This window comes from Vibrio sp. TMPB1044, assembly GCF_030442075.1.
GTDB classification, from domain to species: Bacteria; Pseudomonadota; Gammaproteobacteria; order Enterobacterales; family Vibrionaceae; genus Vibrio; species Vibrio satsumensis.
This window is the reverse complement of the sequence record NZ_JAUJED010000006.1, coordinates 25,485-40,989: the sequence shown is the minus strand read 5'-3', so window position 1 is coordinate 40,989 and position 15,505 is coordinate 25,485. Positions and strand designations below refer to the sequence as shown.

The following is a 15,505-nucleotide window of genomic DNA, read 5'->3' as shown; positions in this document are numbered from 1 at the left end:
ATGTAGGAATATTATGAACTCAACATACGACTATATTATCGTTGGTGGTGGCATTGTTGGCGTGTCGACGGCATGGCAATTACAGCAAGCTTACCCTGATAAAAGTATCCTTTTAGTCGAAAAGGAGCGTGGCTTCGCGCAGCACCAAACTGGCCATAACAGTGGTGTAATTCACGCTGGCGTTTACTATGCTCCGGGCAGTTTAAAGGCGGATTTTTGTAAGCGTGGCGTAGAGCGCACCATCGCCTTTTGCAGCCAACACGATATCCCTGTCGAAAACTGTGGCAAGCTGTTGGTCGCGACCAATGAGCAGGAAGTGGAGCGCATGAACGCGCTCTATCAACGTTGTCATGATAACGACATTGATGTCGACCTCTTGGATCAAGCGCAGCTGAAACTTGCAGAGCCGAACATCACGGGCTTGGGCGCGATTTATGTCAAAACCACCAGTATCGTGGACTACAAAAAAGTCACCGAAGTGATGGCTCAAGAGTTTGTTAAAGCGGGTGGTAAGCTCAGTCTAGGCACGGAAGTGATTATGGCCGATGAGCAAGAAGATGAGGTGCAGTTAACGTGCAAAGTTGATGGTCAGACTCTTCAACTGAATAGTCGATTCTTGATCACTTGTTCTGGTTTGATGGCGGACAGAATGACCAGCATGCTTGGCATCGAAACCGACTTTCAAATCGTCCCATATCGCGGTGAGTATTATCAGTTGGACGCCAAACACAACCAAGTGGTGAATCACCTTATCTATCCGATCCCTGACCCAGAACTGCCTTTCTTGGGCGTGCATTTAACACGCATGATTGATGGCTCCGTAACAGTAGGGCCAAATGCAGTTCAAGGCTGGAAGCGAGAAGGTTATGGCAAGCTTAACTTTAGTTTCAAGGACACTTGGCAGATGCTGAGCTTTGCGGGCTTTTGGAAAGTGACTGCGAATAATCTAAAAACCGGTTTGGTCGAGTTTAAAAACTCTTGGTGGAAGCCGGGTTATCTAAAGTTAGTGAACAAATATTGCCCGAGCATTACGGTGTCAGATTTCAAACCTTACCCAGCAGGCATTCGTGCTCAAGCGGTACTGAAGGATGGTACCTTGGTTCATGACTTCCTGTTTGCGGAAAGCCCAAGAAGCTTGCATGTGTGCAATGCACCATCGCCAGCGGCGACTTCAGCGATGCCTATTGGCGAATATATTTGTGGCAAGATAATGCGTAAAACAAGTAGTTAAATTACCCCTGCTTCAATAATAAAAAAGACCATCATTATGATGGTCTTTTTTATCAGCCGCTTACAAAGTAGCAGGCACGCTGCACTATAGGCAATAGAGTGAGCTACGGTTGCGAACCGCGACTTCTTCACCGCTGTAACTGTCATAAATGTGGATATCAGGTTCCGCTTTCAGGTACCGAGCGGGGTTCTTTACTTCTCGCATCTTGATGTAGTTTTTGTTGGGTGATACTCGCTCAATCGCTTCTACTCGATAGTAAGTGTTGGGTTTAGCGAGTATTTCAGCTTCATCCGGTTTAAACGTGTAAGCATTGATCGCTCGACCTGCTGACTTTAACTCAATTTTGAATTGAGCTGCAGAGGCGCCTTCGTAAACGCCAGCTGACGAAAAGTTCTTGGCAACACTAGGCAGTTTCGATGTCGATAAAAAAGCTTTCTCATGCAGAATGTCACCGATGTTGAGCTTTTCCAGTAGCGAGTTCTTGATTGATGATCCACGGTAAACCGTACCCTTGTAGTTAGGGAGTTTATTCATCACATTCCGCATATGAAAGACTCGCGACTTTAATGTACGACCAAACATTTCCGACAGATACCCTTCAGGCTCTCCAGCTCGCATGTATTCATTGACCACGTCGTGATCCACTCGGCCGTAATTCTTGATAGCAGAGTACTCTTCACTGATCATCTTTTTTTCAGCTTTTACATGGTGCGTCGTTGCCCAATCCATCAGGTCATCCGCAATTTGTTGTTGCGCCTGATAGGAGAGTGAACGCCCTTTAAACTCAGGAAACTCCTCACTCTGTGCCGAAAAACTTGTCATTAAAGAGAGGCAAAGCACTCCAATAAATTTTTTCATTGCTTGATCCTTAGCTTATGTACAAACGAGAGAGTGCCAAAATGATGCTTCTACTTCTTCGCCTGAATAGAGGTTATATTTCTGAGTGTTTTTGACGGCAGATGCCTTCACCGTTTCCACGCCGATGTAGGTATGGGTAGAGGTTCGCTCTATCTGGGTGATTCTAAAGTGTGCATTTGGCGCAAACAGAACCTCTGCTTCTTTGCTGTATTCCGAAAGCCCTGCAATGGTGTGACCCCCTTGATTGATCTTTACTTCAAACAGCACTCGCTTGAGCCTTTGTGGGGAGTTGGGATGCACTACCGAAAAGCGTTTAGCGACTTCTGGGAGAGTAGAGGTTGAAGTAAATGCTGGCTCGACCAACACGTCCCCCTCTTCGAGCTTGTTAAGCAGAGATAGTTTTACCCAAGTCCCTCGGTATGCGGTCCCTTTGTATTTTGGCAGCTTGTTGAGAGCCGATTTAACCGTGCGAATGTACTGCCTCGCATCCGCCCCCGCGACACCCCATGTTGAGGTGTCAGTTGCTCTTAGGTAGTCATTAGCGGTCTGATAGCCGGAAATGGAAAAGTCTTCTACTGCTTCCTTTTCATTGGCAGTTATGAAGGAGTAGCGCCAACCATTGGAAGCCTTTGACCAGTCTTTGAAGTCTTCTGCTAGCTGGGTGACCTCTTCCTCTAAACGGTTTGGCTGTTTGAGCGCATCAAACGGTTGAGAGAAGGCAGTAAAACTCAGACAACAGAGCAGCAATAAAAATCGAGTATTCATAGTGTCCGCCCTTTATTGGTATTGGTAGCTGTTAGGGCTTAAATCACATGGAATGCCGAAAGTGTTCTGATTGATCACGGCATACTTCAGAGCACCAAACATATTGAGTTGTTGTCGAGTGACTGCGTCGTACCATTCAGAGAGCGGTGAAAGCCAGTACAGGTGCTCATCTGCCGCAACATCAAGTAGTGCGCTCTTAAGGTGCGGATAGTAGATCATGCAGCTACGGCCGGGTTGATTGGTAAAGTTTTCGTTGGTGTTACTTAATTTATCGAGCTGTTGATTGAGTTCAGACGTTGGGTTAAAGATGGCGTCAATAGAGCGCTCGATACGGGCATCATAGCTATCAGGGATGATGTCTGAAATCAGGTAACGCATCAGGTGCGCAGGCAGCATCTCTGAAAACAGAGCGGTGACTTCCCCTTCCCCAGAGGCGTAATGTCCCGTAGAGATATGTTGAGAGTGGATGATCGACGTATAGCGCTGGAATTGGCCCACTTGCGAATGTAGCCACTCAATACCGTTGCTGTCTGAGACGCTTATCGCCTCGGCAAGTCGAGTTTTCACTATCCCTTTCGCTAGCTGTAGCGTATTACCTTGCAGGTTAGTAATGTCTAGCGATGAAGACTTGAGTGCTGAGTAAATTAATGGCGCGTTAGTTTCGAGATCGGCACTGCCTGGATAAGTAAAACTAAAAAACTCTACCGCTTGTTTGGCCTGCCATTCACTTGCCAGTGCGACAGCTATGAGGCTTTCAAGTTTTTGATAACGCTTTGAGTGCACATAGGCGCTTTTGCCGGAGTAGTTAGCGTGCCAATTATTGATGTGATGCAGCGACGCTTGTCGTGAAAGATTCTCTTTTTGAAGGTAAGACAAGCTCCACCCAGCACACGCGCTACCGCCACCACATTCACCTTCAAGCATTGCGCTGGAGTCCAGTAACCAGTGATAAACCTGCTGTTTATCGAATTCGGCTTGTTGTTTTAGGCGCTGCTGCGCAGAAAAGTTCAAGATCTGTTGCTCTAACCAATACTCCTCGTCTTCTGAGTTCCAGCCATCGGCAATTAAGGTGCTTAACGTATCGAAAAGAACTCGCTTCACCGCTTCTTTATTCGGCGGATAGATTTGCGCAATAACCGTATCTTCAGATGGATTAAACGGGCGAGTTTCCGCTGGTATCCAAGCATATTCGACACAGCCACGAAAATTCGGGTCTCCTCCGAGAATACCAATACGAACGCACTTTCTGTAACCGCTTTGGAGAACAATTTCTTTGTTGCGTATTTCTTGTGACGTTGCTGGGCGTCCTAGAATACTGCGTGTCATTTCGTCAATGGCATTGCGCTCAGCTTGCGCCTTAAAGAAGTTATGCATGGTCTCTACAGAGCCTGAACGGAATAGTCGTTCAACGGCGATTTCGCCTTGTGTAAACATCTCTTTTTGCAACTTACTCTTGAGCAAATTGACATGGTTGTCCGCGGTTTCAATGATCTGCGTCTTTGCTGCTAGCGTTCGGGTATAAAGTTGTTCCACAGCGGCTTGGTCAAGCCCTGGAATTTGTCCCGCTCGTAAGGCATCAAGTTTGGCAATAGCTTCATCCAGTAGTTGTTGCTGGCAGTGTTGGAGTTTGGCAAGAGCTCGATTGGCTTGGCGCTTTGACGGCACCGCTGGTGGGCGGTTATTGTTTTCTTCAACATCTTGTTGAGGGTAAAGCTCTGCCAATGCTTGGGTTTCTTCATTACAGCTCAAGGCAATGTCTGATGCGAAAAGGCGAGAGCCTTGATGGTCGATTGCAAGCTGGCTAAAGAGAGTTTTGCGCAGTTCATGCTCGACACCTGTAATCAGTTCTTCTGCCATGATGGTTTGAGCTTGAACGACTTCTTGATAATGCTGTTGGTATTTGAGTGCAAGATCGGTCGCGAAGCCTTGTGCTACTGCGTTTAACATGGCCTGCTGTTTGGATGCGAGTTCAGCCCAATGGTTTTTGTCTCTTAGATCTTGCTGAGTAATCAGGTCATCATGAACGCGATAACTATAATGGTCACCCGCCGCAATCCTATCCCAACGGCTACTCAATATTTGACGATCTATTTCTCTAGCTGGAAGCTTTAATACGCCAAACCAATCGACTAACTCCATAACGGTGGCAAACCTATCATAAGAGGTGCGCGATTCGTCTTGAAAGCTATTGGCAACGCTTTTTGCCCAAAGGCCGACAGCAACCGCATCACCAATTGGCCCCAAAGCTTCTAACGCGCCTTTTGCCATGCCACTGGTCGAGCGTCCCAAGGTTTCCATTAATCGTGTCGCTTCTACCGGTTCAATCGCAATCGCCGGGGCTGGCCCTGTCTCCAGTAATGTGGCGGTTTCTGGCAAAATATCACTGGCTTCGGATAGAGATGGTTTTAAGTCGATAATGTGTTCCGGCGCCGATGGGAAAAGGTTTTCAGGAGTAATGCCTTCACCGAAGGCATCATAGTTTTTCTGTCGGATCTGATGAAAGCTTTCGCTGTCCAAGACGTTATATTCGTCTCCGATGTTACAGACCTGAAAGGCATTGACGTTTGATGAAATCATAGCAGTAATGAGTGCTAATCTTTTTAACTTCATAGGTTTATCCTTATTGTTAGCGAAGTTATATGCTTAATTTAGAAAGCAAAAAGCCTCTCCTTGCCGAGATGGAAAAGAGATAACTAGATGTTGTTGTGTGGGGTACTTCGAAAAATCGTTTACTCAAATCACCCAGTTGGTGATTGGAGGTTTAGCTATGGTGTTGTGATTAGGGGAGCCGTTTCCCCTAATCAGTCTTTATTGAATCTTGTTGAGGTTAACGGTTTAGCTTAAAGGTACTGACTGCTTGCGTGAGCTTCTCAGACAGTGCAATAAGCTCCGACGCTTTCTCTTGGTTCGATGCAGACAAGCTGTGTGTCTCACGGGCTTTGTCATTGACGTCAACGATACTCTGGTTGATTTCGCCTGCGACAAGGGTTTGCTCTTCCGTCGCAGTGGCTATCTGAGTATTCATATCTTCAATAACGGTGATTGAATTCGATATTTCGTGGAGTGATGCCTGGGCTTTTTTCGCATTTTGCATTGTGAGGTCTGAAGCTTCTCGGTTAGTCAGCATCATTTCCATTGAGTTATTGGCTTCGTGCTGAAGTGAGACGATAACTTCTTGAATCTGGTTGGTACTTTGTTGAGTGCGGTTTGCGAGATTACGAACCTCATCAGCGACAACGGCAAAGCCTCGCCCTTGTTCACCTGCACGTGCAGCTTCAATCGCAGCATTAAGCGCGAGTAGGTTGGTTTGGTCAGCAATATCCTTGATGACATCCAGTACGGTGCCGATACTCGAGGTTTTTTCGCCAACGGTATTAATGACATCTGAGACTTCCTCAATACCGCGTGAAAGGTTCACAATACTGATACTCACAGTATCGAAGGTTTGGTTGCCCGATTGTGCCTCTTGAGCAGCTTGCATCGCAGCTTCTGAAGCTCGGTGAGCGTTCTGTGCAACTTCATCGACGGCGACCGACATTTCATTCATTGCCGTTGAGGTTTGTTCTAATTGCTCCATTTGGGAAGCGGAACTCGAATTCACACTGTCTGCGGCGGTCGTGATACCTTCTGCAAACTTAAACAAGTCGTTTGATGAACTACGAATCATGTCGATCGTGGTGCTCAGCTCATTGACCATATCGTTAACTGCAGCATTAATACCAATCGCTTTCCCTTGTTGCTGGTTAATCGCAGTAAAATCACCTGAAGCTACCTTGGCAACCGTTGCTTCTATCTCGCTTGGCTCTCCCCCTAATGGGCGGTAAACCAATACTTCGACAACGTAGTACACGCAGCCTGCGCAAATAAGCAATAGCGTCAAAGAGGTGATCAGCGTTTCAGTAAGGTTATCTTGTGAGTCTTGATTGACGCTAGACTCTTTGTCCCATGCCCATACACTCCAACCAAGGTCTTTAATGTTAGCGGCTGATGCCAAGAACTCAGTGTTTTGATAAACATATTCAAAGCTTTCTTCACGAGAGGTATCTCGATTTTTGAAAGATGGAATTTCGTTGAAGATGTTTTTGCCTACCACGGATGAGCTTTGTGCAGCCAAGATAAAACCATCTTCACGAGTGACAAAGATCTTGTTGTTCGTGGTGAGGTGTTGTGTGAACTTGCTGAGATCTTCAACCAAGATGTTAAGCGCGACAACACCCACAATTTTGCCTTGTTTGTAGATCGGCATGGCGAGGGACATCACCTGATCACCTGTTGTCGCTAGATAAGGGCGAGTAATGATCTTGTCTTGGCCGCTCATACCTTTCAAAAACCATTCACGTTGTTTGGTTTTGGCATTAAAGTTTTCGATGATGCCATTGGTTTTTGATGAGTAAGAGGTTCCGTCTGCTAATGAAAAGTAGACGTTGATGACATTTGTTGAGTGCATTGCGCTTTGGAGTGTTTTGACTGCACGCAAAGTATCGACTTGACCATCCTCAGTGAACGAAAGTTCATTGCTTACCAAAGTTAGAACATCAAAGTAACGATTGATTTTCTGTCCAATAGTGTCTGCGATAAGTTGAGACTTGTACCCTAACTGTTTTTTGTAACTTATGGTCGATGATGTTTCGAAGTTCTTCCAGCTTAAGAAACTTGTCGCCATGATTAAAATGACAGTCAGCCCCATAATAGAAAGAATGATTTTTAGTTTAGCACTCATAACTAGTTCCAATATAAGCAGTGTTTGATTATTTTTATAATTCAGGGTTATTCCTGAATGTAAATAATATAACACTTATAAAATGCGCATATAACTCTGGATTATTTATAGATAATATACATCTAGTTAATATATGCAATATTTATTAAATGCATTGAGGTCCTATTTATTTGGCGTATGGAGTGCTTATTTTAATTGGACCGGTGTCTCGTAATTGAACTGGTATTACTTGTTGTTTGTATTGGTTATTTTGTTGTTGTCTTGAGTTCGCTTCTTGGTTTTACCCTTATTTATAATAGGTATATAGCGTTGTCTTACTTTAAATAAATCATTAAATGAAAGTTTGTGTAATTATATTTAAATTATTTAGAGACTTAGGTGGCGGGTATTATGTTCTCGTGGTTAGAGAGTAATAGAATAAGCATTAACTAATTAAGTGAACGCTTTATTATTCGTGTTGGTTATTTATAGAATTGAATATAAGGTGGGTGTGTTGGGGTAAGGTGGTCAAATTACTTAATTAAAATATAACTTTTTATTTACATTTTGGGATGCTTAATTAGTTTTTGGTTAAGTAACTATTTTCATCTTCATCTTCATCTTCATCTTCATCTTCATCTACATCTATGTTGCCACTGAAAAAAACGCAGCCAGTTCAGCTGCGTTATGTTTTTTGTCTAAGTGGTTAGCCAATTGGTTGGCCGAGTAAACCTAGTGGATGCTCAATTGAAACCTACCACCAAGGCTCGTTGGGTTGCCAGTTGCTAGTGATTAGTTACAGCCAATCCGGCACAAAGTTAGCGACGATGGTGACATCGTTAAAGTTACGGTAGCCGCGCACCATGATGTTGAATTCCCCCGCAGGCATGTCTAATACACACTGTTCGTTGCTGCTGTTCTGGTATGGACGACAATCGTAGCTTGCTTTCGATACGGTGCCATTGTGTTTCACGTAAAGGTCGGCATCGCCACTACGAGGGCCTGTCATGGTTACGGTTAACTGACCAGAGTACTCTGTTGTTACGGTAAAGAATTGCTCTTCACCGTAACCAGCGGATAGCCCTTCTACAGGGACGTCATATTGAAGCTCTGTTGGCCCTGCAACGGGCGAATCAAGGCTGGTTTCGACAAGGTAAGCAATGGCCAGTTTGGCGAACTTGGTCGCATGTGTCGCGGTTGGATCGGAGTTCTCAAGCGTGTCGTGCTCTGTATGAATACTTGGATTGTAGTCGTTAAACATGCTCTCGAATGGCATGGCAGCTGGGTAGCCAACATTGTGCCAAGAGGCGTGGTCAGAACAGGCATAGCCACAATCATCGAAACCGTAACTGATCTCACTAGCGTAAGTGTCGATCAGCTCGCTCAAGTAGGCGGTTAAGTTACTGTCGGTATAGTCTGTGATGAAGGTGATATCGTGCGCTGAACCGTTGTAGTTGGTCATGTCTAATTGCAGTACCGACACAACGTTAGCTTGCTTATCCCTTAATGCATTGGCGACATCTTGTGAACCGCGCAGCCCCACTTCTTCCGCAGCATAGCCGTAGAATTTGATAGTTTTGTCTGGCTGAATACCGCTGGCGATCATCAGGCGAAGCGACTCTGTTACCGTTGCAATGCCAGACGCATCATCATCGGCTCCCGGTGAGATGGTGCCTTCGCTTGTCCAAGATCCAACGGTCGAATCAAGGTGTCCGCCAACAACGACGATCTCTTCAGGATATTTAGCGCCAAGCAGTGTCACTTCAACGGATTTCTGCGGATATTCGGCATGCGTGATTTGGCGTGCAGACGCATACGGCACATCTTTAATTTCAGTTTCCCAACGCTCTAAAAGCCAATCTGAAGCAGCGACACCAGTAGAAGTAGTATAAAAACGGTTGGTGAAGTTGGTTAGATTTTCAATGGTTGTGACCATGTTGTTCGGTTCGACCTGAGCGAGTAGGTCGTTCACTGTGTCTTGATGGCTGATCACCGGCTTTTCGAAGCTGCTCATTGTCAGTGGCATCGCTGCGGCTTTGAGTGCGCTAGCTTTGTCTTCGTGCACCATGTAGCCACCACAACGGTGAGTCTCTTCGTGCATGTGGCTGGATAGTTTCGCGAGCTCTTTCTGGTTGATTTTCGCGACGATGGAATGCTTGTTTCCCGTCACGCTTGGGTAAACCGTTGCGCCATGCTGAGTCATTATATGCTGTGCGTCAGCATCGGTGGTGATCCAAACCTCTTCGTTCGCTGGTGGTGTGATGCCTAGGGATGCGTAAGCCGAAGTACTGTTGATTAAGGCTAGAGAACCTCCGAGTACAGCCAAAGCTAGCATGCTTTTTTGAATAGCCATTTGTCGTCCTTTTTATGGTGAGTATTGTTATGTTAATGGGTGTGATTTTTGTGTAATGCGTGGATGTTTTTGTGTAGATGTTTCATGCGCTAAACATACAATAGAGAAAAGGGCCCCTTTCGGAGCCCTGAATTTGCTATTGATTACTGTGCTTTAATGAAACGGTAGTGCTTGGTTTCTGAACAGATATCGCTTGAGGTACATACTTGGTACTCCACATCTACTGTGCCGTTGTGACGGAACTTGTCGACGTATGAGTTGAAGTCTGTCGCACCAACATTCTTGCCGTTACGCTTAATCACGAAGTAGTCGTTGGTGTCGTAATCCCACGCCAGCTTAACGCGTGCCTTGCCGTTCGGGTTTTTGTTACCAAACTTCAGTTTTAGTGGGAAGCCTTCCGCTGAATCACCTTCAATCGTGATCGACTTGCTTGTTGATGTCGCAACACCTGCATCGTCAGTCACGGTTAGGGTAACCACGTAGTCGCCAGCTTCAGCATAGGTATAACGAGTCACTTCACCTGTTTGCGTATTGCCATCGCCTAGGTTCCATTGGTAAGAGACGATCTGACCATCGCTGTCCGAACTTGTGCTGCGCAATTCTACTTCTTTGCCGACAATGGTGTGTTCGAAAGAAGAAACTGGCGGTACGTTAGCGTTACCTGATTCGTATGATGCTTTCAGATTTGCACCTGCGTAATCTGAGTAACCCAGAATGTTCACCGTGTAGCGACCAGCTGTTGGGTTTTCAATTACACATACTTCATCGGTTACGCTTTCACTCTTACAGATATTCTCTTGAGAGCTTGGCGCATAATCTAGACCGACATACATATCCGGATCACCAGTAGAGATAGCAAGATCAATCGTTAGCTTGTCTTGGCCTTCTGGTACTTCGATATCGAAGTAAGTTTTTGAGCCGGTTTCACCAGCAACTGCAGCTTCAACACCATTTTCAAGACGTTGGTATTCCGGTTCTGGCGGAAGTGGTGGCTCGCCACAAGGTGATACGCCCACTAAGTTGAACGCAGAAACAACGTCATCGGCACTGTAACCAAGGTCGGTTGCTGAGTTCTTCACGCCACAAGCGCCCTGCCAGAAATCACTGTTTTCAGACCAGTAGATTTGGTTGGCTAGCACGAACAGTTCGAACGCTTTCTTGGTGTCCCAACCTTGCGTGGTTGCTAGGTGGTAGAACGCTTTGTTGAATACACCCGAGCTGTAGTGCACGTTCAAGCCATCGTAGTATTCAGATGCGTTGTTGATTGAAGAGCCATCGCGTGATGGATCGTCCATGTAACGTAGAGCGCCTTCGCCTTTGAAGATATTGCGTCCTACCATCCAGTCGTTGGTGCCCTTCATGTAGTATTCAGCCGCTTCACCAGCCATGTCAGAGAAAGCCTCGTTCATGCCGCCCGATTGGTTTGCGTAGATCAAACCTGAGTTTTGCTCTGTGAAACCGTGGCTTACTTCGTGCGCTGATACATCCAGGCTTACAAGTGGGTAGAAGAAGCTTTCACCATCACCAAAGGTCATGGCTCTGCCGTCCCAAAATGCATTCTCGTAGTTGTTACCGTAGTGGACACGCATCATGAGTTTGAAGGAGAGTGGTGCTGTGTCGAACCAATTTTTATACATGTCGAACACGATGTTACCGAAGTAGTGGGCATCGTTGAGTGGTGAGAATGCGCCATTCACGGCTTTGTGTTCGTTGCGAGGACATTCATAGCTGTAAGTGGTGTCGCCGTCTGTTGCACCATTCAGGTCAACCGTGACCACGTTTTCCGATTCCATCACACACTCTGTGCCCACTTCTTGAACATCAAGGTAGTGGTAGTCGGTGCCGTATTCGTACATGCCTGTTTTTTCGTTACCGCCAGGGCCTGTACCGATCTGAGCGTGGGCAATACCTTCCCAGCGGTCGATGACTTCGCCTGTGTGCGCGTCTAGCATGGTGAACGGTCGGGTCGGCTGTTCACTGCCTTCAACGAGATAAGAGATAACGTAGACTAGGCGTGTTTTATCTGCACCTTGTTTGCCAATGCCTTGTTTATCGGCTCCTTGGTTAGAGGTGCCCTGATAAATAAACAGCTCATGTTGTACGTTGTCTAGAGATTTGCTGGTTAAGCCTTGAGTCTTAAGATCTTTACTCGCCAGTTCAATCGCTTGAGCGCTGTTGATGGATGGCTTAACAAAAGAACGCTCAAGGGTTGTTGTTTTGAGGTAACTGCCTTGAACGGATTTAAGTGCGCCACCTTGTACACTTTGAGTGGCGTTTAGGTAATGCCCCCAAACGGGTGTTCCCCAGATGTTCTGCTGGATCTTAACTTTGTAGATACCACGCTTTTTGAGGTTAACTTCCTTCACCATCTTAAAGCTAGAGGCGTTACTGACACCTAACTGAGTGTTCAACCCAGAAAAGCTAGTAAAGTTGATCGGTTGATCGATGTTAACGGATTCACTTGCATGCACTGATAAAGACATAGCACTCGCTATAGCAACGGCAACTAAACGCTTTTTCATTTTCATTGTTATTTTCTCTTTCCATGTAAAATCCATGAAAAAGTAACAAAATTATCACAACGAATTTACATCATTCGATCCGATTAATTAGTAGCATGGCAATGCTCTCTTTTATTCATGAAACTTATATTTCTCGTATTTACAGATAGTTATCGTTTCTGTTTATTTTTGAACGCACTCATAGGTTTTATTTATAAAATCATGATACTTTTATTAAGTGTTATTTTTTTATGGAAATTAAGATTTCTGGATAAATTGATCTGTGCCTCAATTAACGGATTTTGGGCTGATAGAAGGATCAACGATTTAGGCGTCTCAGTTTAAGCGGAAGGTAATTAAGCGAATTTAAGGGCCATTTTGATAGGAAATTGAAGGTTTTTGGGCTTATTTTTAGAATTGTTAATTATATGAAGACAGGGTAATTAGGAACTTATTTGGCACAGAGCACAAAAACGACTGGATGAAAAAAGCCAGTGACGAGGTCACTGGCTTAGATGTACTTGGTTTGTACGGGCGACTGATTGAAGGTGTGTAACTTGCGTGTGCAAGTAACTAAAGCGAATTACTGCTTCTTACCGCCAACTTGAACGTAGTCGATACCGATAATACGGTTGATGATACCCAGAACAGAGCTTGTGTCAGAGTTTGTCGAGCGAATAGTCTCAACCGTAGCGCCTTCAGGTACTAATTCCATTGCACGATCTTGTGTGTTACCAGGAACTTGGAAACCGACGATGTTGAAGCTCTCAGCGTGCGCTGTGTAAACTTCATCGTTGTGGCTAATACCTGAACAACCTGCAAGAGAGACAATACCCAAAATAACTAATAACTTTTTCATAAACACACCTTAAGAATGGTTGGAGTTTAGGTTCAATAGGTTCATAGGGAGACAGCATCTCCCGGCCGATGTTGAACATTATTCCAGAGGTGTTTTGTCGTTACTGTATGGGTTTGTCATCTGAATCATTACATAGCTGAATGGTTATAGTGAATACTGCACCATTTAAGGTTTGGCTTTGACCTACTTCCACGGTAGCGCCGTGTTGAGCGCAGATCTTATCGACGATAGAGAGCCCTAAACCATGGCCGCTCTTAGCTTTATTGCGCGCTTTGTCGCCAACGTAAAAGGGTTCAAATAGGCGCGCTTGATGTTCTTGTGCTACGCCATCACCATCGTCATGTACAGCAATCTGCAGCTGCTCTTGATGCGCGGTTGCTTCAATTAGCACTTGAGAGCGTGCGAATTTCATAGCGTTGCGTACTAGATTATCTAGAGCGCGGTTTAGCAGTATTTCATCCGCAAGAATTTCATAAGGTTGCTCTGGCAGTGATAGGTTTATGTCGAGCTCTGTATCTTTGTTCCAGCGCGTCATTGCGTGGTCGAGAAGGTCTCTTATCTCTAATGGTTGTTGCAAGTTTTCTAGGTCACAGCTGTCAAGTTTGGCGTAATACAATAGCTCATCAACCATCTTTTCCATCTCTTCAGTGTCTTCGACAATACTCTCAATCGTACTTTCTTGCTCTTCGTTTAGCAGGGTGTCTTTCAACATTTCAGCTTGCCACTGAATACGAAATATTGGCGTGCGCAGTTCATGAGCGACAGCATTAGTGAGTGAGCGATTGCTTTCAATTAAGCGATGAATTCGGTCGGCCATTAGGTTGAAGGATTTGTTCAGTGAACCGATCGCAATGCCACTTGAAGTCTCAGCTCGCGAGGAGAGATCCCCTTCTGCAAAACTCAGAGTGGCTGATTCCAGTTTTTTTACTCGGCGGAAGATGATCAGTACATGGCATAAACCATATAAGATAAAGCTCGCTAAAAAGAACAACCAAATGAGGTCATCTTCTAACTCGATTTTTTGCCTAACGAATGCTTCACTGTTGGGCAGGTAGTGATAGGTGTTATCACTGTTTGCTAAGCGAAACCAAAGATCCCGCTCTTCATCATGAAAGATAAAGGTACTTGGGTTGGTACTGAAAAACTTAGAAACGGGGCCTGGAATTTCATCTTCAGGGCTGAACGTAACCAGTTTATTTCGTGTGGTCTCTACAAACTGGTTTATCGCTTGATGAGCCGCTTCAAGGCCTTGATTCTTGGCGATGTTTTCTATCAGTTGTTGGTGGGCTGTTGCTTCATAATCTTGCAGTACATATTCGTAGTCGGTATTGAGTTGATAAACACAAATTTCGTAGGCGACAATACCGCTAATAAAACAAATCAATAGCCCTAGTAGGGACTCCAAATAGATACGTCGCATAATCGCTCTCTTTCATTACGCTCGTATTGAGCGAGGTTTAATGCCAGGCGGTGGAAACAAATAAGTAGCCTTTTCCGCGAATCGTCTGAATTTTCTCTGCTGGCGCATGGTCGTCGCCCAATATTTTTCTTAGACGTACCACCTTGTTATCAATTGTTCGGTCGATTCCGTCGTACTCAATACCACGCAGCGTTTTCGTCAAGTAGTCACGTGATAGTGGAGTATCGGGGTTGCTTGCCAATAACCAAAGTAGGTCAAACTCACTGTCTGTGAGTGACAAAACCTCACCCGAAAGTTCGCATTTCTTATAGGTGTTTTTCAGGACCAGTTTATCAAACTGTAGGTTGTCTGAACCGTCGGCTGAAGCAGTATTGGTATCTTGGCGACGTAATAGTGAACGAACTCTTGCCAGCAGAACTCTTGGTTTGATTGGCTTGGTGACATAGTCATCAGCCCCTGTCTCTAGACCAGCGACATGATCGAAGTCGTCATCACTAGCGGTGAGCATCAGGATTTTACCTTTGTAGTGTGTACGCGTCTGTCGGCAGATTGTAAGTCCGTCACTTACAGGAAGCATTAGATCTAAGAGTACGATATCAGGTTGCTCAGATAGGATAGTATGTGCGGCATCACCGCCATCATCTAACGTGGAGACATCAAAATCTTGCGTGACAAAGTAATCCTGCAACATTTTCTGAAGTTTTAAATCGTCTTCCACGATGATCATTTTAGGTTTTGTCATTCCACTCCCAGCCTTATCATGCATTTCACTTATCGAGATGACGTGAGCGATTCTCATCTTATGCAAGTCGATATCGC

Annotated in this window: 10 protein-coding genes; 1 reads left to right on the top strand and 9 read right to left on the bottom strand. The window is 45.2% G+C overall.

What is annotated here, in order from left to right; genetic code table 11:
* The first annotated feature begins 13 nt into the window (after positions 1–13).
* Positions 14–1,231: an L-2-hydroxyglutarate oxidase gene (gene lhgO / locus QQ041_RS03070; RefSeq protein WP_285953096.1), complete on the top strand. Its 1,218-nt coding sequence runs from the start codon at positions 14–16 to the stop codon at positions 1,229–1,231.
* Positions 1,232–1,315: 84 nt separating this feature from the next.
* Here lhgO and QQ041_RS03065 read toward each other — a convergent pair whose 3' ends face one another.
* From QQ041_RS03065 to QQ041_RS03025, 9 genes are all read right to left on the bottom strand, one after another.
* Positions 1,316–2,089, bottom strand: coding sequence for an ADP-ribosyltransferase (locus QQ041_RS03065; RefSeq protein WP_285953095.1), 774 nt, complete (start codon positions 2,087–2,089; stop codon positions 1,316–1,318).
* A gap of 15 nt (positions 2,090–2,104) precedes the next feature.
* On the bottom strand, positions 2,105–2,854 hold the full coding sequence (locus QQ041_RS03060; protein ID WP_146491163.1) for an ADP-ribosyltransferase: 750 nt from the start codon (positions 2,852–2,854) through the stop codon (positions 2,105–2,107).
* Positions 2,855–2,866: 12 nt separating this feature from the next.
* Entirely contained in the window at positions 2,867–5,464 is a 2,598-nt protein-coding gene (locus QQ041_RS03055) for a hypothetical protein (RefSeq protein WP_285953094.1), read from the bottom strand.
* A gap of 217 nt (positions 5,465–5,681) precedes the next feature.
* Positions 5,682–7,574: a methyl-accepting chemotaxis protein gene (locus tag QQ041_RS03050; RefSeq protein WP_285953093.1), complete on the bottom strand. Its 1,893-nt coding sequence runs from the start codon at positions 7,572–7,574 to the stop codon at positions 5,682–5,684.
* A 775-nt stretch (positions 7,575–8,349) separates the two neighbouring features.
* Entirely contained in the window at positions 8,350–9,906 is a 1,557-nt protein-coding gene (locus QQ041_RS03045) for a M28 family metallopeptidase (RefSeq protein ID WP_285953092.1), read from the bottom strand.
* 143 nt (positions 9,907–10,049) lie between these two features.
* Positions 10,050–12,434 carry a M4 family metallopeptidase gene (locus tag QQ041_RS03040; protein ID WP_285953091.1) on the bottom strand — a complete coding sequence of 795 codons (2,385 nt, stop codon included), beginning with the start codon at positions 12,432–12,434 and terminating at the stop codon, positions 10,050–10,052.
* 556 nt (positions 12,435–12,990) lie between these two features.
* The gene (locus QQ041_RS03035) at positions 12,991–13,266 is read right to left on the bottom strand and encodes a hypothetical protein (protein WP_285953090.1); all 276 of its coding nucleotides are present in this window, start codon (positions 13,264–13,266) and stop codon (positions 12,991–12,993) included.
* Positions 13,267–13,366: 100 nt separating this feature from the next.
* A complete protein-coding gene (locus QQ041_RS03030; RefSeq protein ID WP_285953089.1) occupies positions 13,367–14,686 on the bottom strand; it encodes a cell wall metabolism sensor histidine kinase WalK in 1,320 nt (439 codons plus the stop codon).
* A gap of 37 nt (positions 14,687–14,723) precedes the next feature.
* The gene (locus QQ041_RS03025) at positions 14,724–15,428 is read right to left on the bottom strand and encodes a response regulator (protein WP_146491156.1); all 705 of its coding nucleotides are present in this window, start codon (positions 15,426–15,428) and stop codon (positions 14,724–14,726) included.
* Positions 15,429–15,505: the final 77 nt, after the last annotated feature.